Annotated in this window: 14 protein-coding genes and 7 tRNA genes; 14 read left to right on the top strand and 7 right to left on the bottom strand. The window is 64.0% G+C overall.

Features of this window, described 5'->3' with window-relative positions:
- Positions 1 to 42: 42 nt before the first annotated feature.
- Positions 43 to 127 (bottom strand) — tRNA-Leu (locus DWG20_RS12685).
- A 174-nt stretch (positions 128 to 301) separates the two neighbouring features.
- Between DWG20_RS12685 and DWG20_RS12680 the strand changes: the two genes are divergently transcribed.
- The gene (locus DWG20_RS12680; protein WP_115434152.1) at positions 302 to 994 is read left to right on the top strand and encodes a Bax inhibitor-1/YccA family protein; all 693 of its coding nucleotides are present in this window, start codon (positions 302 to 304) and stop codon (positions 992 to 994) included.
- A 52-nt stretch (positions 995 to 1,046) separates the two neighbouring features.
- Here the strand turns inward: DWG20_RS12680 and tilS are convergent, their stop codons facing one another.
- Together tilS and DWG20_RS12670 are read right to left on the bottom strand one after the other, a co-directional pair.
- Positions 1,047 to 2,402, bottom strand: coding sequence for a tRNA lysidine(34) synthetase TilS (gene tilS, locus DWG20_RS12675; protein ID WP_115434151.1), 1,356 nt, complete (start codon positions 2,400 to 2,402; stop codon positions 1,047 to 1,049).
- On the bottom strand, positions 2,374 to 3,339 hold the full coding sequence (locus tag DWG20_RS12670; protein ID WP_115434150.1) for an acetyl-CoA carboxylase carboxyltransferase subunit alpha: 966 nt from the start codon (positions 3,337 to 3,339) through the stop codon (positions 2,374 to 2,376). The genes tilS and DWG20_RS12670 overlap by 29 nt, the downstream gene beginning before the upstream one ends.
- A gap of 287 nt (positions 3,340 to 3,626) precedes the next feature.
- Between DWG20_RS12670 and DWG20_RS12665 the strand changes: the two genes are divergently transcribed.
- The 6 genes from DWG20_RS12665 to DWG20_RS12640 all read left to right on the top strand — a co-directional run bounded on the left by DWG20_RS12665 (position 3,627) and on the right by DWG20_RS12640 (position 4,127).
- A tRNA-Val gene (locus DWG20_RS12665) sits at positions 3,627 to 3,702 on the top strand.
- Between the two features lie 2 nt (positions 3,703 to 3,704).
- Positions 3,705 to 3,781, top strand: a tRNA-Asp gene (locus DWG20_RS12660).
- Positions 3,782 to 3,787: 6 nt separating this feature from the next.
- A tRNA-Asp gene (locus DWG20_RS12655) sits at positions 3,788 to 3,864 on the top strand.
- A 10-nt stretch (positions 3,865 to 3,874) separates the two neighbouring features.
- Positions 3,875 to 3,951: transfer RNA gene (locus tag DWG20_RS12650), tRNA-Val, on the top strand.
- A 15-nt stretch (positions 3,952 to 3,966) separates the two neighbouring features.
- Positions 3,967 to 4,043 (top strand) — tRNA-Asp (locus DWG20_RS12645).
- A 7-nt stretch (positions 4,044 to 4,050) separates the two neighbouring features.
- Positions 4,051 to 4,127, top strand: a tRNA-Val gene (locus DWG20_RS12640).
- Between the two features lie 83 nt (positions 4,128 to 4,210).
- Here the strand turns inward: DWG20_RS12640 and DWG20_RS12635 are convergent.
- The 4 genes from DWG20_RS12635 to pmbA all read right to left on the bottom strand — a co-directional run bounded on the left by DWG20_RS12635 (position 4,211) and on the right by pmbA (position 7,952).
- The gene (locus tag DWG20_RS12635) at positions 4,211 to 4,708 is read right to left on the bottom strand and encodes a disulfide bond formation protein B (protein ID WP_115434149.1); all 498 of its coding nucleotides are present in this window, start codon (positions 4,706 to 4,708) and stop codon (positions 4,211 to 4,213) included.
- Positions 4,709 to 4,735: 27 nt separating this feature from the next.
- Positions 4,736 to 5,884 carry a patatin-like phospholipase family protein gene (locus tag DWG20_RS12630; RefSeq protein ID WP_115434148.1) on the bottom strand — a complete coding sequence of 383 codons (1,149 nt, stop codon included), beginning with the start codon at positions 5,882 to 5,884 and terminating at the stop codon, positions 4,736 to 4,738.
- 101 nt (positions 5,885 to 5,985) lie between these two features.
- The gene (locus DWG20_RS12625; protein WP_115434147.1) at positions 5,986 to 6,609 is read right to left on the bottom strand and encodes a DNA-3-methyladenine glycosylase family protein; all 624 of its coding nucleotides are present in this window, start codon (positions 6,607 to 6,609) and stop codon (positions 5,986 to 5,988) included.
- On the bottom strand, positions 6,609 to 7,952 hold the full coding sequence (pmbA, locus tag DWG20_RS12620; protein ID WP_115434146.1) for a metalloprotease PmbA: 1,344 nt from the start codon (positions 7,950 to 7,952) through the stop codon (positions 6,609 to 6,611). The genes DWG20_RS12625 and pmbA overlap by 1 nt, the downstream gene beginning before the upstream one ends.
- 86 nt (positions 7,953 to 8,038) lie before the next feature.
- Here pmbA and yjgA point away from each other — a divergent pair, with 86 nt between their 5' ends.
- From yjgA to DWG20_RS12585, 7 genes are all read left to right on the top strand, one after another.
- On the top strand, positions 8,039 to 8,587 hold the full coding sequence (gene yjgA / locus DWG20_RS12615) for a ribosome biogenesis factor YjgA (RefSeq protein ID WP_115434145.1): 549 nt from the start codon (positions 8,039 to 8,041) through the stop codon (positions 8,585 to 8,587).
- The gene (mog, locus tag DWG20_RS12610) at positions 8,584 to 9,165 is read left to right on the top strand and encodes a molybdopterin adenylyltransferase (RefSeq protein WP_115434144.1); all 582 of its coding nucleotides are present in this window, start codon (positions 8,584 to 8,586) and stop codon (positions 9,163 to 9,165) included. Before yjgA ends, mog begins: the two co-directional genes overlap by 4 nt.
- Entirely contained in the window at positions 9,162 to 10,181 is a 1,020-nt protein-coding gene (locus DWG20_RS12605) for a YheT family hydrolase (RefSeq protein ID WP_115434143.1), read from the top strand. Before mog ends, DWG20_RS12605 begins: the two co-directional genes overlap by 4 nt.
- The gene (gene trpC, locus DWG20_RS12600) at positions 10,141 to 10,929 is read left to right on the top strand and encodes an indole-3-glycerol phosphate synthase TrpC (RefSeq protein WP_115434142.1); all 789 of its coding nucleotides are present in this window, start codon (positions 10,141 to 10,143) and stop codon (positions 10,927 to 10,929) included. The genes DWG20_RS12605 and trpC overlap by 41 nt, the downstream gene beginning before the upstream one ends.
- A gap of 1,220 nt (positions 10,930 to 12,149) precedes the next feature.
- On the top strand, positions 12,150 to 15,293 hold the full coding sequence (locus DWG20_RS12595; protein ID WP_115434141.1) for an efflux RND transporter permease subunit: 3,144 nt from the start codon (positions 12,150 to 12,152) through the stop codon (positions 15,291 to 15,293).
- 74 nt (positions 15,294 to 15,367) lie between these two features.
- Positions 15,368 to 16,141 (top strand): hypothetical protein, encoded by a 774-nt coding sequence (locus DWG20_RS12590; protein ID WP_115434140.1) that lies wholly within the window; start codon positions 15,368 to 15,370, stop codon positions 16,139 to 16,141.
- Between the two features lie 119 nt (positions 16,142 to 16,260).
- A complete protein-coding gene (locus DWG20_RS12585; protein ID WP_181880914.1) occupies positions 16,261 to 17,277 on the top strand; it encodes a hypothetical protein in 1,017 nt (338 codons plus the stop codon).
- The last annotated feature ends 1 nt before the right edge of the window (position 17,278 follow it).

Genomic DNA, 17,278 nt, shown 5'->3' with positions numbered 1-17,278 from the left:
TTGGGTTTGGGGCTATTTTGCAGGTATTGCTTTAATGCTCAGTGGTGCGAGGGAAGAGACTCGAACTCTCACGCCTTTCGGCGCTGGAACCTAAATCCAGTGCGTCTACCAATTCCGCCACCCTCGCGACGATGCGTGACCGCGCTTACACGATCCCTGCCGGACAGGCAGGCCGCAAGCATACAATAAGCGCCGCTTTCGCGGCAAGGCCGCTTGCTTTTAAACGAAGTCTTTAAGAAACTAAGCGGGACACCCCCTGTCAATCATCATGCTTGCTACCCCTACCTAGGAGACTGCTTCTATGCAACCGAACCTCAATACGGCCTACCGGACGACGACCGTCGCCGTCGGCTCGAGCCAGAAGGTTCTGCGCAATACCTACGCCTTGCTGGCCCTGTCTCTGGTGCCGACCGTGATCGGCGCCATGATCGGCACCAACATGAGCTTCGCCTTCATGGCGGGCAGCCCGATCATGTCGAGCATCCTGATGCTCGCGGTGATCTACGGCCTGTTCTTCGCGGTCGAGAAGAACAAAGACAGCGGGCTCGGCGTCGCGCTGATGCTGTTCCTGACGCTGGTGATGGGCGTACTGCTCGGCCCCTTGCTGCAGGTCGCGCTGCGCCTGTCCAACGGCGCAGAACTGATCATGCTGGCCGGCGGCTCGACCGCCGCGGTGTTCTTCGTGATGGCCGGCATCGCCACCACGACGAAACGCGACATCAGCGGCATGAGCAAATTCCTGACCGTCGGCGCGATCGTGCTGATGATCGCCGTCGTGGCGAACCTCTTCCTGCAACTACCGGCGCTGCATCTGACGCTGTGCGCGGGCTTTGCGCTGTTCAGTTCGATGATGATCCTGTGGCAGGTGAAGACCATCGTCGACGGCGGCGAGACCAACTACGTGTCGGCGACGCTGACGCTGTACATCAGCGTCTACAACCTGTTCTCCTCGCTGCTGCAACTGCTGATGGCCTTCGGCGGCGATCGCGACTGAACACAATCAATGCCATAAAAAAGCGCCGGTCCCCCCGGCGCTTTTTCTTTGCCTACTCCACCGAGCCGTAGCCCTGCCAAGCCTTGGGCTGCCACAGCGGCCACCAGCGCTCTCCCCCGCCGCTTTTCGCGTCATATGCCACAGCCACCGACGGCAGCGCCACTAGCTCGTGACTCTGATCGAACAACAAGGGCCAGCGGGTGCGCAGCGCCGGCGGAATCCCCGCTTCCTGCAGCAAGGTCTTCACCGGCTTGCGCCCTGCCGCTTGCGCGAGCCGCTCGCCACCCTGCCGTGGCTTCAGCACCAAAGGTTGGCCGAGCCTCAGCTCCAGGCCCCTGGGATCGGCACGCCAGGACAGCACCCCGCCCCATTGCGGCAGATCGGCGCGGCTCGCCGGATCGAAACTTATTTCACACGCCTCCGGCACCTCGCCGAAGAGGTCAGGCACCGGCCACAACGCTGCGCGATAGCGCTGCACCGCGCCGTGCGGCAAGCTCCACAGCGGGTTGCGATCGCGCGCTGCCGTCCACAGCTGACCACGGAACTCTTCGAGCGCCGCCGGCGTGCCTTCACCCAGACCGTGCGACTGCGCCCAACGCAAGAGCAGCTGGCGCTGGCGCGGCGGCGACAACGAGGAAAGTTTGGCCAGGCCCAGCCGTCCGTCGACCTCGCACAACGCCCTATCCTGCTCGACCAGCTCGTCGAGCATGGCCGCGGCGTCGGCCATATTCGATGCAACACGCGCCAACGAGCGGCGATAGTCGGGCTGCACCTCGGCCAAGCTGGGCAGCCAATCGAGGCGCAGCCAGTTGCGCCGCCAGCGCGGGTCGGCGTTGCTGTCGTCTTCGATCCAGGCAAGTCCATGCGCTTCCGCATACGCTTGCAAAGCGCTGCGTGGTACGTCGAGCAGCGGCCGCCACAGCGACAGTCCGCCGAGGCGGCGCCAGGCCGGCATCGCCGCCAAGGCATGCGGCCCGCCGCCGCGCAAGAGCTGCAGCACCACCGTTTCGGCCTGGTCGTCCTGATGCTGCGCGAGCACGACCACCTTGGCCGAGCTCTTCCCGAATGCCGCGTAACGCGCCTTGCGCGCCTCGGCCTCCAGGCTCTCGCCGCCAGCGCGGCTCACGTTGACCCGTTCGACGCGCAGCGGCACGCCTTTGTCGCGACATAGCGCTTCGCAAAAGGCGGCCCAGGCGTCGGCATATGCGCTCAAGCCGTGATGGACGTGCACTGCCGACAAGGACGGGCCGCCGGCGGCCCGCCAGCGGCACAAGAGGTGCAGCAGCACCACCGAGTCGAGCCCGCCCGACAGGCCCAGCTCCAAAACAGAATGGCCGGACTCAAGGTCCGGCCACTGCTGGGTCAGGCGATCGATCAGGTCAGGCGGCGTCTTCCTTGAAGCGGCCATAACTCATCAGTCGATTGAAACGCGTGGCCAGCAGGGCGTCGACCGGCTTGGCGCGCAGGTCCTTGAGCTGGTCCTGCAGCACGCGCTTGAGGTTGTTCATCATCTGGCCGTGGTCGCGGTGCGCGCCGCCCAGCGGCTCGTCGACCACCTTGTCGATCAGCCCCAGCGTCTTCAGGCGACTCGCGGTGATGCCCATCGCCTCGGCCGCCTCGTTCGCGCGCTCGGCGCTCTTCCACAGGATGGACGCGCAGCCTTCGGGCGAGATCACCGAGTAGGTCGAGTACTGCAACATGTTCAGGTAGTCGCCGACAGCGATCGCCAGCGCGCCGCCGGACCCGCCCTCGCCGATCACGGTGCAGATGACCGGCACCTTGAGCTTGGCCATCTCGAACAGGTTGCGTCCGATGGCTTCGGACTGGCCGCGCTCTTCGGCGCCGATGCCTGGATAGGCGCCCGGCGTGTCGATGAAGGTCAGGATGGGCAGGCCGAAACGCTCGGCCAACTTCATCAGGCGCAGCGCCTTGCGGTAACCCTCCGGGCGCGGCATGCCGAAATTGCGGTAGATCTTTTCCTTGGTGTCGCGGCCCTTCTGGTGGCCCATCAGCACCACCGGCTGGCCGTTGAAACGCGCCAGGCCGCCGACGATGGCCGAATCGTCGGCAAACGCGCGGTCGCCGTGCAACTCTTGGAAATCCGTGAACAAGCCGCCGACATAGTCGAGCGTGTACGGGCGTTGCGGGTGACGCGCCACCTGCGAGATCTGCCACGGGCTGAGCTTGGCGTATACCGCCTTGGTCAGCTCCTGGCTCTTCTTCTGCAGGCGTGCGATCTCTTCGGAGATATCCAGAACGGAATCGTCCTGGACAAACCGCAACTCTTCTATCTTGTTCTCGAGCTCGGCAATCGGCTGCTCAAAATCGAGAAAGGTCGGCTTCATGCTTCTTGTCGTCCGATATGGGGAATCGCGAAATGATACATGAGGGTTTGCCGAGCCGTCACGCGCATGTCGGACAAAATGCAAGCAGCATCAGACACGTTCACGCGCGAACCATAATATGCGCAAAAAGGCGCGATTCTTGGCATAACCCCCAATATAAGCACCGGTTTATTGCTGAAATTTTAGGCAAATGAAAAATTATCACCAAAACACTTGCACGGAAAAAAGCGCTGTGATTTAATTCGCCTCCTCGCTGAACGCAACAGCGCAGCAGCGAGAAAAGTTTCGGGTGATTAGCTCAGTTGGTAGAGCGCCTGCCTTACAAGCAGGATGTCGGCGGTTCGACCCCGTCATCACCCACCAGCGGAGTGGTAGTTCAGTTGGTTAGAATACCGGCCTGTCACGCCGGGGGTCGCGGGTTCGAGTCCCGTCCACTCCGCCAACACCTGGAGCGGTAGTTCAGTTGGTTAGAATACCGGCCTGTCACGCCGGGGGTCGCGGGTTCGAGTCCCGTCCGCTCCGCCAACGTACACAAGGGTGATTAGTCTCAGTTGGTAGAGCGCTGCCTTCACACGGCAGAGGTCACTGGTTCGAGTCCAGTATCACCCACCAAATTTTAGCAGTACTGGAGTGGTAGTTCAGTTGGTTAGAATACCGGCCTGTCACGCCGGGGGTCGCGGGTTCGAGTCCCGTCCACTCCGCCAACCATTCGGGTGATTAGTCTCAGTTGGTAGAGCGCTGCCTTCACACGGCAGAGGTCACTGGTTCGAGTCCAGTATCACCCACCAAACAAAAAAGCCTGGCCCTGAGCCAGGCTTTTTTGCGTCCATTTTTTACGCCCCGCCATCAAAGACGGGGCCCCAGTCAGCCATCAGGCCTTGCGGAACAACTGCCAGAACGCAATCACCAGCACCGCGCCAAAGAACAGGCCGGTCAATTCCGGCAGGGACAGACCGAACAGCGTCCAGTCGATAGCCGCGCATTCACCACTACCCCTGAACACCTTGGCAAGCATCGCCGAGAACGGCATGGTTTCGACCATATAGTCGAGCCCCGGGCCGCAGGCCGGCACCTGATCGGCCGGCAGGTGCTGCAGGCGGACATGCCAAGCCGCCACGCTACCGCCCCCCAGGGTCGACAAGGCCACCAGCGCGGCCCAGGGCCGGCCGCCGCGCAGACTCCCCGCGAACAACAAGCCCAGCAGACTGAACAGGCCGACCGCCATCACGGCGATTCGCTGGAAGATACACAGCGGGCAAGGTTCCAGTCCGACCCCATGCTGCAGATACAAGGCGAACGCCAGCGCCGCCACGCACAGCAAGGTCAGGCCGGCGAATACCGGCCGGGCACCGATTGCTTTCGAATTCACATCATCCCCTTTTATGAAAAAACTATTTTAGCGGGCCGTCTCGCCATCGAGGAAGGCGAGGATCGCCTGTTTTTGTTCCATGGCGTCGCGATAGCCCAAATCGATCAGCGCCTTGCAGTAAGCCGGCTCGAACAATAGATAACTCGCCAGCGTCGCCCCGCGCTGTCGCATCGCGCCGGCGCCGCGCATCAGGAAGCGCAGCACGCGCGGAAACGATTCCGCATGCTTATAGGCGATCTCTTCGAGCGACCGGCTCGGCGACAGCGTAAACACCTCCACGCGTTTGAGGCTGGTCTTGTTCTCGAGTTTCGCCTCCTCGCTCAATAAAGAGACGGTGTGGTTGATGCGGATCAGCCGCTCCATGTCCACCGCCATGCTGTCGAGGAAAATGCTGTTGAGCAGATGGCCGAACACCTGCGCGAGCGTCGGATATTCCAGCGCCGGCCGTCGCCCCGCGGGCACCTCCTGGCGATGGCTGATCAGATTGATGGCGAAGACCTTGTCCGCCCCCAGGTGCAAGGCCGGCGACATCGGCGCCATCTGGCGGATCGCGCCGTCGCAGTAATAGAGATTGTCGACCTGCACCGACGGAAAGAGCACCGGGATCGACGCCGACGCCATCAGATGTTCGATGGTCAGCCGCGCGCGCACGCCGATGCGCTGACTGCGCTGCCAACCCTCGATGTCGCCGCCCCCCTCGAAGAAGGTCACCGACAAGCCCGAGTTGTAGCACGACGCGGTCAGTGCCAGCGCCTTCAGCGCACCGCCATCGATCGCGCCTTCGACGCCACGAAAGTCCATCACCCGCTCGAGTAGGTCGCGCAGCGGCGCATTATCGAGCAGGCTTTGCGGGCTGCCGACCAGACGACCGCCACTGACGACCGAGGCGCCCAGCTGCATGAAGGTCTTGAGGAAGTACGACAGCTCGCTGCGATAGACGTCGGAGACGTGCAGCTCGCGCCAGACGCTGGAAAGATAGGCGCTCGCGCGTCGGAAGTTGTGCGCGCCGGCCGCGAGCGCGGTGGCGTTGATCGCGCCGGCCGACGTGCCGCAAATGATGCCAAAGGGACTCGGTGCACCCTTCGGGCGCATGCGGGCGATCGCCATCAGGGCGCCCGCCTGATAGGCCGCGCGCGCGCCACCGCCGGCCAGGATCAACGCGGTATTGGCTGTCATGCTCTCCCCCTTCCCAGCCTTCTTGACGTTGTTATTTAAGGCATAGCCAAATCATGCCAGATTGGGAACGCGCGCGCAGGCTCGGCCAACCTTGGGGAGGGTCAGTAGACGATTTCTGCCGGATCGAGACTGCGCCACAGATACCAGGTGGCGACGGTGCGCCACGGGCGGAACACTTCGCCGGCCGCGAGGCAGTCGGCGCGCTTCGGCTTCGTGCCGGGGTCGAGCCAGCCGTGCGCGACGAGCGCCCTTTGCAGGCCGATGTCGTCGACCGGCCACACTTCGGGCCGCGCGAGGTTGAAGATCAGGAACATCTCGGCGCTCCAGCGGCCGAGGCCGCGGATGCCGGTCAGGACGCGGATCACGCCATCGTCGTCGAGCGCGGCGAGGCTGTGCGGCTTGAGGTCGCCGGCCAGCGTGTGCTGCGCCAGATCGCGCACGTACTCGGCCTTGCGCTGCGACAAGCCCTTGGCGCGTAGTTCTTCAAGGTTGGCCGAGGCCCAGGCGGCCGGGTCGGCCGGGTCGAAGGCGGCGACGAGACGCGACCAGATCGCATCGGCCGCGCGCATGGAAAGCTGCTGGCCGACGATGGCGCGCAACAGGGTCTGGAACGGCTCGCCGCGGGTGACGAGCCGGGAATCCGGAAAGCGCTCGATCAGGTGCGCCAGCCGCGCGTCCCGCGACGCGAGTTCGGCGGCGGCGGCCTGCCAGCGCTCGGGGCTCATCAGGCTTCGCCGGCGACCATCATCGATTCGATCAGGATCGAACCGACCAGCTTGGCGCCGCGGTTGAGCGTGTCGTCGCCGACCGCGACGATCTGGCGGTACATCTCGGCGAGATTGCCGGCGATGGTGATTTCCTCGACCGGATAGGCGATCTTGCCGTTCTCGACCCAGAAGCCCGACGCGCCGCGCGAGTAGTCGCCGGTGACGAGGTTGATGCCCTGCCCCATCAGCTCGGTGACGAGCAGACCGGTACCGAGTTCGGCCAGCAGGACGTCGAACGACTCGCCGGTGCTGTGCACGATCAGGTTGTGCGGGCCGCCGGCGTTGCCAGTGGTGGAGCTGTTCAACTTGCGCCCCGAGTAGCTCGACAGGAAATAGCCTTCGAGCACGCCGGCGCCGACCAGACGGCGCGCGTTGGTCGCCACGCCTTCGTTGTCGAACGCGCTGCTGCCGAGGCCGCGCAGCAGGAAGGGGTCTTCGTCGATGGTCACGCGATCGGAGAACACCGGCTTGCCGAGCGCATCGACGAGGAAGCTCGAACGGCGGTACAGGCTGCCGCCGCTGGCGGCCGACACGAAGTGGCCGATCAAGGACGCCGCGACCGGCGCCTCGAACAGCACCGGGTAGCGGCCGGTCTTCACGCGGCGCCCGTTCAGCCGCGCCACCGTGCGCTCGCCGGCCTTGCGGCCGATGTCGGCGGCGGGCTCGAGATCGTCGACGTGGCGGGCGACGCTGTACCAGTAGTCGCGCTGCATCGCGCCGTCCGCCTCGGCCACCGCCGCCACCGACAGGCTGTGGCGCGAGGTCGGGAAGCCGGCGAGAAAGCCGTGGCTGTTGGCGTAGATGAAGTGGCTGGACTGCGTCGAAACGGTGCCGCCCTCCGAATTGGTCAGGCGCTTGTCGACCGCCAGCGCCGCCGCTTCGGTCGCGCGCGCCAGCTCGATCGCCTCCTCGACCGACACGTCCCACGGGTGGTAGAGGTCGAGGTCGGGGAACTCGCTCGCCATCAGCGCGGGTTCGGCCAGGCCGGCGCAATCGTCTTCGGCGGTGAAGCGCGCGATATTGATCGCCGCCGCCACCGTGTCGGCCAGCGCGGTCGAAGAGAAGTCGGAGGTGCTGGCATGGCCCTTGCGTTGGCCGAGGTAGACCGTGACGCCGATGCCCTTGTCCTGGTTGTATTCGATGGTTTCCACTTCGGACAGGCGGACGGTCACCGTCTGGCCGCGCCCTTCGGAGACGTCGACCTCGCACGCGGTCGCGCCGGCCTTCTTGGCCAGTTCGAGCGCTTCTTGCGCGAGGGATTGCAATTGGGGCTGGGAAAAACTGAAGGAGGAGTCTGACATGTTCGCTTTCGATCACCATCGACAAGCCCGACGGGCTACGCTTCTAGTATCATACCAGCCTTGAATCTTTGTGAGACGCAACAAGAATGAGCGACCCGAAGCAACACGGCCAGGACGAACCGATCAGCAAGAGCCAGCGCAAGCGCGACGTCGAAGCCCGTCAGGACCTGGGCGAAGAACTGGTCAACCTGTCGGTCGACACGCTCAAGAAAATGAACCTGCCCGAAGACCTGTTCCAGGCGATCCGCGACTGCAAGCGCTTCACCGCGCACGGCGCGATCAAGCGCCAGAAGCAGTACATCGGCAAACTGATGCGCGATGTCGACCCCGAGCCGATTGAAAAGCACTTGTCGGTCCTCAAGGGCGAGTCGAACGAGCACAACGCCTGGCTGCACCTGTTGGAGCGCTGGCGCGAACGGCTGCTGACCGACGACGCGATGCTGCCGACCTTCCTCGCCGACTTCCCCGGCGCCGACGTCCAGCTGCTCAGGACGCTGATCCGCAACGCGCGCAAGGAAAAACTGGAGAACAAGCCGCCTAAATCGTCGCGAACGCTGTTCCAGGCGATGAAAGAGGTCATCCCGGAGCCGGGCGTACCCAAACGCCAGAACGACTCAGAGGACGAAGAAGCATGACGCTGAAGATCGGCCTGGTTTCGATTTCTGACCGCGCGAGCCAGGGCGTGTACCAGGACTTGGGCATCCCGGCGCTGACCGACTGGTTCGCGCTCGCGCTGACTTCGCCGTTCGAGACGGTGACGCGGCTGATCCCGGATGAGCAGCCCGAGATCGAGGCCACGCTGAAGGAACTGGTCGACGCAGAAGGCTGCCACCTGGTGTTGACCACCGGCGGCACCGGCCCGGCGCCGCGCGACGTCACGCCGGAAGCGACGCTAGCGGTCGCCGACCGCGAGATGCCCGGTTTCGGCGAGCAGATGCGCCAGGTCAGCCTGCGTTTCGTGCCGACCGCGATCCTGTCGCGCCAGGTCGGCGTGATTCGCAAATCTTCGCTGATCCTCAACCTGCCGGGTCAGCCGAAGGCGATCCGCGAGACGCTCGAGGGTCTAAAGGACGAGAACGGCATGGTCGTCGTGCCGGGCATCTTCGCCGCCGTACCGTACTGCATCGACCTGATCGGCGGCCCTTACGTCGAAACCGACGAGGCGGTGGTCAAGGCCTTCCGCCCCAAATCGGCACAGAAACCCAAGGCATGAGCCCCTACCGCGCGCCGCGCTGGCTGAAGGGTGGCCACGCGCAGACCATCTGGCCGGCCGTCGGCATCCGACAGTCGCGTCCGCCCTACCGGCGCGAGCTATGGCCGACACCGGACGGCGGCGAGGTCGCGGTCGACTTCGTCGACGGGCCGTTGGATGCGCCGCTGGTGGTGCTGTTCCACGGTCTCGAGGGCAGCAGCGACAGCCACTACGCGCTCTCGCTGATGACGATGTTGGCCGAGCATGGCTGGCGCGGCGCGGTGCCGCACTTTCGCGGCTGCGGCGGCGTCGGCAACACCTTGCGCCGCGCCTACCACGCCGGCGATTCGGCCGAAGTCGCGTGGCTGCTGGAAAAATTCGCCGGTCTCGGCCAACCCTTGTTCGCCGCCGGCGTGTCGCTCGGCGGCAATATGCTGCTCAAGTATCTCGGCGAGACCGGTACGGACGCACTGCCCCTGGCCTGCGCCGCCGTGTCGGTGCCGGTCGACCTCGCCGCGGCGAGCACGCGGCTCGACGTCGGCTTCGGCCGCCACGTCTACACGCGGCTATTCCTCGGCACGCTCAAGCCGAAGGCGCTGTCGCAGCTGATCCACCACCCCGGCCTGTTCGACGCCGACGGCGTGCGCCGCGCGCGCACCTTCGGCGAGTTCGACAACCTCGTCACCGCGCCGCTGCACGGCTACCGCGACGTCAGGGACTACTGGACGCGCGCCAGCAGCAAGCCGCTGCTGCGCCATATCGCCCGGCCGACCCTGCTGCTGAACGCGGTGAACGACCCCTTCCTGCCGCCCGACGCGCTGCCGAAACCGCACGAGGTCAGCGCGGCGGTCCGGCTCGAACAGCCGGCCGAGGGCGGCCACGTCGGTTTCGTGACCGGCAGCTTCCCGGGGCGGCTCGACTGGCTGCCAGAGCGCCTGATCGCCTTTTTCGAAGAACAGCTGGCCGCCGGCCGGCACAACGATTCGCCAGAAAACCATGTCCGACATCCTGAACAAGATTCTTGCCACCAAGCGTGACGAAGTGGCCTCGGCCAAGCTCAAGACCCCGCTCGCCGCCGTTCGCGCCGAGGCCGAAGCGCGCCGCGACGTGCGCGATTTCGTCGGCGCGATCCGCGCCAAGCACGCGGCTGGCGCCTCGGCGGTGATCGCCGAGGCGAAGAAGGCCAGCCCCTCGAAGGGCGTGATCCGCGCCGACTTCGACCCGGCGGCGATCGCCAGAAGTTACGAGACGGGCGGCGCCGCTTGCCTGTCGGTGCTGACCGACGCGCCCTACTTCCAGGGCTCGCCCGAGTATCTGAAAGCCGCGCGCGCCGCCTGCGCGCTGCCGGTGCTGCGCAAGGACTTCATGGTCGACGCCTACCAGGTCTACGAGGCGCGCGCGATGGGCGCCGACGCCATCCTGTTGATCGCCGCCGCGCTGCCCTTGTCGCAGATGCAGGAGTTCGAAGCGCTCGCGACCGAGCTCGGCCTCGCGGTACTGGTAGAGGTGCACGACGGCGAAGAGCTCGAGGCCGCGCTGCAGCTGGATACTCCGCTCGTCGGCGTCAACAACCGCAACCTGCGCACCTTCGAGGTCAGCCTCGAGACCACGTTCGGCCTGCTGCCGCAGATCGGCGCCGACCGCATCGTCGTCACCGAGAGCGGCATCGTCAAGGCCGACGACGTCGCGCTGATGCGCGATCATGCGGTGCACACCTTCCTCGTCGGCGAAGCCTTCATGCGCGAGGCCGACCCGGGTGCAGCGCTACAGAAACTGTTCGCCTGACCCGGCAATAGGCACTGAAAACGCCCACTTCGGTGATCCCTCCCAACCAGGAATACCTAGTTGGGCCTGTGACGCATCGTTTGCTATCAAACACCCCGCTTGCCGGGGTGTTTTTTTGTCTCTACTTTTTACAGAGCCATACCTTATATACACATGTCATGTCCATTCGAGCCAAACGATGAGCGGGCAAGAGAAGGCCGTCCCGGCCTTCCCCCGTTCAGGGGGCCAACGGTAAGTTAGCAATCTGGCAAGGAGGCGAAAAACGGAGGCGGGAAATCCTGTCGCGATAAATAAGACACGCCAATGAAATATATTAAGTCTTTTGCGCTTGATTAATACATCTTATAGGACAATATATTTTTTATAGCTTTTTTGCATACCTTTTATGGGTCACGAAAGGGGCGCCCCCTCATACTCCACCGCCTTTCCGCGACAAAAGACTCGTCGATGTTTTATTTTCCATTAAAGCCGGAACCAGCGATTTTATGGCACCCAGTTTCCCCGTCTAGTACCTTAAAGAGACACATGAAATTCTCTGCGTGAGCTTTCCCAGAAATCATGCAATAGAAACAGTCGATCTCAAAAACAAAACAGGTTATAACATCGCCATTTTATTTTATTTGAAATATGCCCATTTCGAAAAAGACGGCTTTGACAGAGAGCCATCTTTAAAATACGGGCAAGAATACTTATCCCGGCTTTCCTGCACAGGCCTTGAGCGCTGTCCCCTTCCCTCCCACGCAGCAGCACGAACGAACCATATCCGGCATCCCCAAAGGGTGAACCGGTTCAGTATCTCATGCTATCCAGCTACCCGACGATCGCCCCCCTCCATCACGTGCGAACCTAAGCCTCTGAAACAGAACATCTTGTTCGCGAACAGGCTGCGACGGAGGCAGGCCCTCCCCTCCTTCCATATCGTGTGCGCTGGCGCAATGTGTCGCTGCGCACCTTGAACACAGCGTTGTCGGACTTCCTGTTGGGGCTTCGCTACTCGGCAGGTTCAGCTTTGCTCAGCGCAACAGTTTTTGGGTCCAGCCACAGTCGGCTGATGAAATACCATCCCGTTGTTATGACAATTAATAATGAATAATAATTATTTACTATAAAACATAAATACAAAATAATATTTAAGGGGGTCGGTATTAATTCTCTTGTAAGGAAACTAGTCTGAAATCAAATAAGTAGAACGTGAAAAAAAGCAAGAATGAGGCACCCAAATGTTCCGCTGGATCATAGGCGCGAGCCTGAAATTTCGTTTCCTGGTGATGGCCATCGCCATCGGCTTACTCGTCTTCGGAGCCGAGCAACTGCGCAAGATGCCGGTCGACGTCTTCCCCGAGTTCGCGCCGCCGAAGATCGAAATCCAGACCGAGGGTCCCGGCATGACCTCCACCGAGGTCGAAGAGCTGATCACGATCCCGATGGAGGACCAGCTGCGCGGCGTACCCGGCGTCGAATACGTGCGCTCGTCGTCGGTGACCGGGCTGTCTCAGGTCGTGCTCATCTTCAAGCCGGGCACCGACCTGATGGAGGCGCGCCAGCGCACCCAGGAGCGTGTGGAGCTGGCGATCGCCGAGCTGCCGCAGTCGTCCGGCATGCCGGTGATCCTCCAGCCGCTGTCGTCGACCAGCCGGGTGATGAAGATCGGGCTGACGTCCAAGGTCCACGACATGATGGACCTGTCGATGATCGCGTACTGGAAGATCAAGTTCCGGCTGATGTCCGTCCCCGGCGTCGCGAACGTTCCGATCTGGGGCGAACGGATCAAGTCGCTGCAGGTGCAGGCCGACCCGACGCTGATGCGCGCCCACAACGTCACGCTCGACGAGGTCATGGAGACGACGTCGGACGCGCTCGACTTCAGCCTGCTCAGGTACACCAGCCACGCGAAGACCCGCATCGACGGGATGATCGACACGCCGAACCAGCGGCTCGTCATCCATAACGAATCGCCGGTCTTTTCGGTCGAACACCTGGCCGAGGTGCCGCTCAAGCTGAAGACCGTGCGCGCCGACCCGCCGCGGCTGCGCGACGTCGCCCACGTCGGCTGGGGCACCTGGCCGATGGTCGGCGACGCCGTCATCAACGACGGCCCCGGCCTGATGATGATCGTCGAGAAGCTGCCGTGGGCGAACACGCTCGAGGTGACGGAGGGGATCGAGGAGGCACTCGAGGAGATGAAGCCCGGCCTGCCCGGCATCGAAATCGACTCGACGATCTTCAGGCCGGCGACCTTCATCGAGCTGTCGATGGACAACCTGACGCGGGCGCTGATCATCGGCTGCCTCCTCGTGATCCTCGTGCTGGGCGCCTTCCTCTACGAATGGCGGGTCGCGCTGATCAGCGTCGTCGCCATCCCCTTGTCGCTGGTGGCCGCGGGGGTCGTCCTCTACTTCCAGGGTGCGACGATCAATACGATGGTGCTGGCGGGCTTCATCGTTGCGCTGGGCGACGTCGTCGACGACGCGATCGTCGACGTCGAGAACATCACACGGCGGCTGCGCCAGCACCGACTCAAAGGCAGCGACAAGTCGACGGCGCGCATCATCCTCGAAGCGTCGCTCGAGGTGCGTTCCGCCATCGTGCACGCGACGGTGATCGTCGTGCTGGCCGTGATGCCGGTCTTCTTCATGGGCGGGCTGTCGGGCTCGTTCTTCGAACCGCTGGTCCTCGCCTATCTGACCGCGATGGTGGCATCGATGGTGGTGGCGCTGACGGTCACGCCGGCACTGTGCCTTCTTCTGCTGGACCGTGCCGACATCGAGCATAAGCAGTCCCCGCTGCTCCCGTGGCTCAAGCGGATCTACGGCGCGATGCTTACACGCGTCATCAACCATCAGCGCGCGACGTTCGCCACCGCCCTCGCCATTGTCGTCGCCGGCATCGCCGTATTCCCCTTCCTCGGCACGGCGCTGCTCCCGGCGTTCAAGGAAAGGGACTTCCTGATGCACTGGGTGCCCGCCGAGGGGACGTCGCACCCGGAAACGGTCAGGATCACGGAGCAGGCCAGCCGCGAGCTGCGCGCGATACCGGGGGTCCGCAACTTCGGCGCCCATATCGGACGCGCCATCGGCGGCGACGAGCCGTACGGCGTCAACTTCACCGAGAACTGGATCAGCGTCGACCCCAGCGTCGACTACGACAAGACGCGCGCGAGCGTCGAGGCCGCCGTCGCCGGCTATCCCGGGCTGTATCGCGACGTGCAGACCTATCTGAAGGAGAGGATCAAGGAGGTGCTGACCGGCGCGAGCGAGTCGATCGTCGTGCGCATCTCGGGGCCCGATCTTACCGTCCTCCGCAAAAAGGCGAAGGACGTGGAACACGCGCTGAAAGGTATCCCCGGCCTCGTCGATCTGCACGCCGAGCAGCAGGTCGACATCCCGCAGATCCAGGTCAAGGTGAACCTCGACGCGGCCGGTCGCCACGGGCTCAAGCCGGGCGACGTGCGCCGGACGGCGGCCGTGCTGGTGTCGGGCCAGGAGGTCACGGACATCCATAAAGACGGCAAGGTCTACGACGTCTTCGTGTGGTCGTCACCGTCGTCGCGCCGGAGCGTCGACGACATCCGCAACGCGCTGGTCGACACGCCCTACGGCGGGCGCGTGAGGTTGGCCGAGGTGGCCGACGTCCAACTCGTGCCGATACCGAACAAGCTCAAGCGCGAGAACAACTCGCGGCGGATCGACGTCCAAGCCAACGTCAAGGGCCGCGACCTCGGCTCGGTGGCCGAGGAGGTCGCGCAGCGGCTCGACAAGGTCCAGTTCCCGCTCGGCTACTACCCGCAGCTGTTGGGCGAATACAAGGAGCGCCAGGCCGCGCAGCGGAATCTGCTTATCGCGTCGCTTGTCTTTATCGCGGCGATCTTCCTCACGCTCCACGCGACCTTCCGGAACCTGCGGCTGACCACGATGGTGTTTCTCGCGCTTCCGGCGGCGCTGATCGGCGGCCTGCTGGCGACCTTCGCGAGCGACCGCGTCATCTCGCTCGGCTCGCTGGTCGGCATCATCACCATCCTCGGTCTTTCCGCGCGCAACGGCATCATGCTCATCGAGCACTACCGGCATCTCGAACGCGAGGAAGGCGAACCCTTCGGCCTCGGGCTGATCCTGCGCGGGGCCAGCGAACGGCTGTCGCCGATCCTGATGACCACCTTGTGCGCCGCGCTGGCGCTCTTGCCGCTGATCATTCCCGGCAGCATTCCCGGTTACGAGGTCGAGCATCCGATGGCGGTGGCGATCCTGGGCGGCGTCGTCACGTCGAGCCTGCTGTCGCTGTTCATCATGCCGATCCTGTACCTCCGCTTCGGGGCCAGCGCAGGCAAGACGACGGCCGACCCGCCGGCTCAAGAGCCATCGAGCTAAGCAAGGATGCGACCCTCCGGCCGCATCCCCATCGACAGGCCGTAATGATTGCAACCGATACCCAGGAGAAAGGCATGATCCGCTCATTCAATTCCCTCATGCTGATTGCCTCGTTCATCGCCCTAGCGCTCGGCCAGCCGGCCAGCGCGCAAGAGGTCGTGCCGGACGGCAAGGGCTCGGCGAAGTCCGCGCAGGACGCGGCTCGAGCTCGGGAGAGGCAGGCCACTCGTTCGCCGGAAAAAGACGCGGAAGCGGACCGCCATACTCCCAAACCCGTGCAGGGTGCGGAACCAGACCATATCCGCGGCCAGATCACCAAGGTCGACGAGTCTTCGATCGTCGTGAAGACCAAGAACGGCAGAACGGTGCGCGTAGCACTCACCGATAAGCTCACGATCATCAGCCTCTCCAAGGGAAGCTTTACCGACGTGGACTTCGGAACCTACGTCGGTGCCGTTGCGGTGCGCCTCGATGAATACAGCCCCATCATCCGGGATTCGCTGAGCTGGCTGCACAGGGGATTCGAACTGCGGATCATCGACGAGAAACTGCGCGGCATCGCGCTGGGACACAAGAAGTGGGACCTGACGCCCGACAGCATCATCGCGCACGGCTGGGTCGACGACCTGGAGATCCGCGTGCTCTCGATAAAATACGGGCCCACCGAAGAAGAGGAAACGGACGTGGAAGTCCCCCGCGACGTACCCATCCTCAAGATGTCGCTCGGAGACAAGAGCCTGATCAAGGCGGGCGCGCACGTCTTTGCCGGCGCGCAGAAGGGTAGCGACGGCAAGTATGTGGCGGGCTTCCTTTTCGTCGGCAGGGACGGCATCGTCCCGCCGTTGTAGCGGGCGATCGCCAGCCGGGAATCGGGGTGACATCGGTTTGTGGATAGGGGCTTGAAACGGGTCGACGACCGCGAGCGTCGCATCGACGCACATAGCGGCTAGAGAGAGGAGTGGCTCAAATGGACGTGGGATCTGTGGTCGCCGTGAGGGCGGATCGTAATGGAGGAACGTTGCTCGGCGCTTTCCTTGGCCTGACAGCGGTGGCGACGCTCTTGCTGGCGCCGGTAGCGGCACTCGCGGCGGACCCGGGTGGATCGGCCGGCAAGAGTTCTGCGGTCACGTTGGAGCCTATCCCCGGGGGCGACGTCAAGCGCGTCATTCTGACCGCCAAGGCGGCCGAGCGGCTCGGCATCGAGACGGGCAAGGTGGGAGAGCAGGTGGTCGTCCGCAAGCAGATGGTCGGCGGCCTCATCACCCCCCCGATGGAAAAGCTGCCCGAATCGGGGCCGGCGCCGGCCAGCGGCGGGTTCGGCGGCTTCGGACAGGAACCGGCCGCACCGGCGCCGCAACCGGGCGCGGCGCCTGCACCGGTGCAGCCGCCGGTCTCGGCCGGCGCGGCTGCACCCGTGCGGCAACCGGTCTCGGCCATCGCGCCGGCGCCGTTGCCGGTCGCGGCGGCCGCACAAGCGGCAGCGCCTGCGGCGACATCGCCCACCGCCGGCGAGGTCTGGGTGCTCACGACGCTGTCGCCGGCGGAGTGGGACAAGTTGGCGAAGGACAAGCCGGCGCGCCTCTTGCCGCTGGGCACGCGCGACAAGCTCGAACACGAGGTATTGGCGCAGCCATCCGGAATCGCGCCGATCGAGGACGTTAAACGCTCGATGTTGCAGGTGTACTACGTCGTGGCCGGCAAGGATCACGGCCTTACGGTGAACAGCCGCATGCGCGTCGAGCTGCCGCTCTCGGGCAGCGAGGAAAAGCAGAAGGTCGTCCCTTACAGCGCGGTGCATTACGACGCGAAGGGCACCGCCTGGGTCTACGTCAACACCAAGCCCCTGGTATTCGAACGACGGCGCGTCGACGTCGAGCGTGTGGTTGGCGATCTGGCGGTTCTGTCCAGCGGACCGACCGTTGGTACTCCGGTGGTCACCGTCGGTGTGCCAATGCTCCACGGTGCAGAGGTCTTCGGAAAATAAA

The sequence above is a fragment of the Crenobacter cavernae genome, from assembly GCF_003355495.1.
GTDB lineage: Bacteria > Pseudomonadota > Gammaproteobacteria > Burkholderiales > Chromobacteriaceae > Crenobacter > Crenobacter cavernae.
This window is presented reverse-complemented; position numbering and strand designations above follow the sequence as displayed.

Bases quoted from the DNA above. Each gene is read 5' to 3' on its own strand.
- DWG20_RS12680 (WP_115434152.1), top strand. From the start codon at position 302: ATGCAACCGAACCTCAATACGGCCTACCGGACGACGACCGTCGCCGTC.
- tilS (WP_115434151.1), bottom strand. From the start codon at position 2,402: ATGGCCGCTTCAAGGAAGACGCCGCCTGACCTGATCGATCGCCTGACC.
- DWG20_RS12670 (WP_115434150.1), bottom strand. From the start codon at position 3,339: ATGAAGCCGACCTTTCTCGATTTTGAGCAGCCGATTGCCGAGCTCGAG.
- DWG20_RS12630 (WP_115434148.1), bottom strand. From the start codon at position 5,884: ATGACAGCCAATACCGCGTTGATCCTGGCCGGCGGTGGCGCGCGCGCG.
- DWG20_RS12625 (WP_115434147.1), bottom strand. From the start codon at position 6,609: ATGAGCCCCGAGCGCTGGCAGGCCGCCGCCGCCGAACTCGCGTCGCGG.
- pmbA (WP_115434146.1), bottom strand. From the start codon at position 7,952: ATGTCAGACTCCTCCTTCAGTTTTTCCCAGCCCCAATTGCAATCCCTC.
- yjgA (WP_115434145.1), top strand. From the start codon at position 8,039: ATGAGCGACCCGAAGCAACACGGCCAGGACGAACCGATCAGCAAGAGC.
- mog (WP_115434144.1), top strand. From the start codon at position 8,584: ATGACGCTGAAGATCGGCCTGGTTTCGATTTCTGACCGCGCGAGCCAG.
- DWG20_RS12605 (WP_115434143.1), top strand. From the start codon at position 9,162: ATGAGCCCCTACCGCGCGCCGCGCTGGCTGAAGGGTGGCCACGCGCAG.
- trpC (WP_115434142.1), top strand. From the start codon at position 10,141: ATGTCCGACATCCTGAACAAGATTCTTGCCACCAAGCGTGACGAAGTG.
- DWG20_RS12595 (WP_115434141.1), top strand. From the start codon at position 12,150: ATGTTCCGCTGGATCATAGGCGCGAGCCTGAAATTTCGTTTCCTGGTG.
- DWG20_RS12590 (WP_115434140.1), top strand. From the start codon at position 15,368: ATGATCCGCTCATTCAATTCCCTCATGCTGATTGCCTCGTTCATCGCC.
- DWG20_RS12585 (WP_181880914.1), top strand. From the start codon at position 16,261: ATGGACGTGGGATCTGTGGTCGCCGTGAGGGCGGATCGTAATGGAGGA.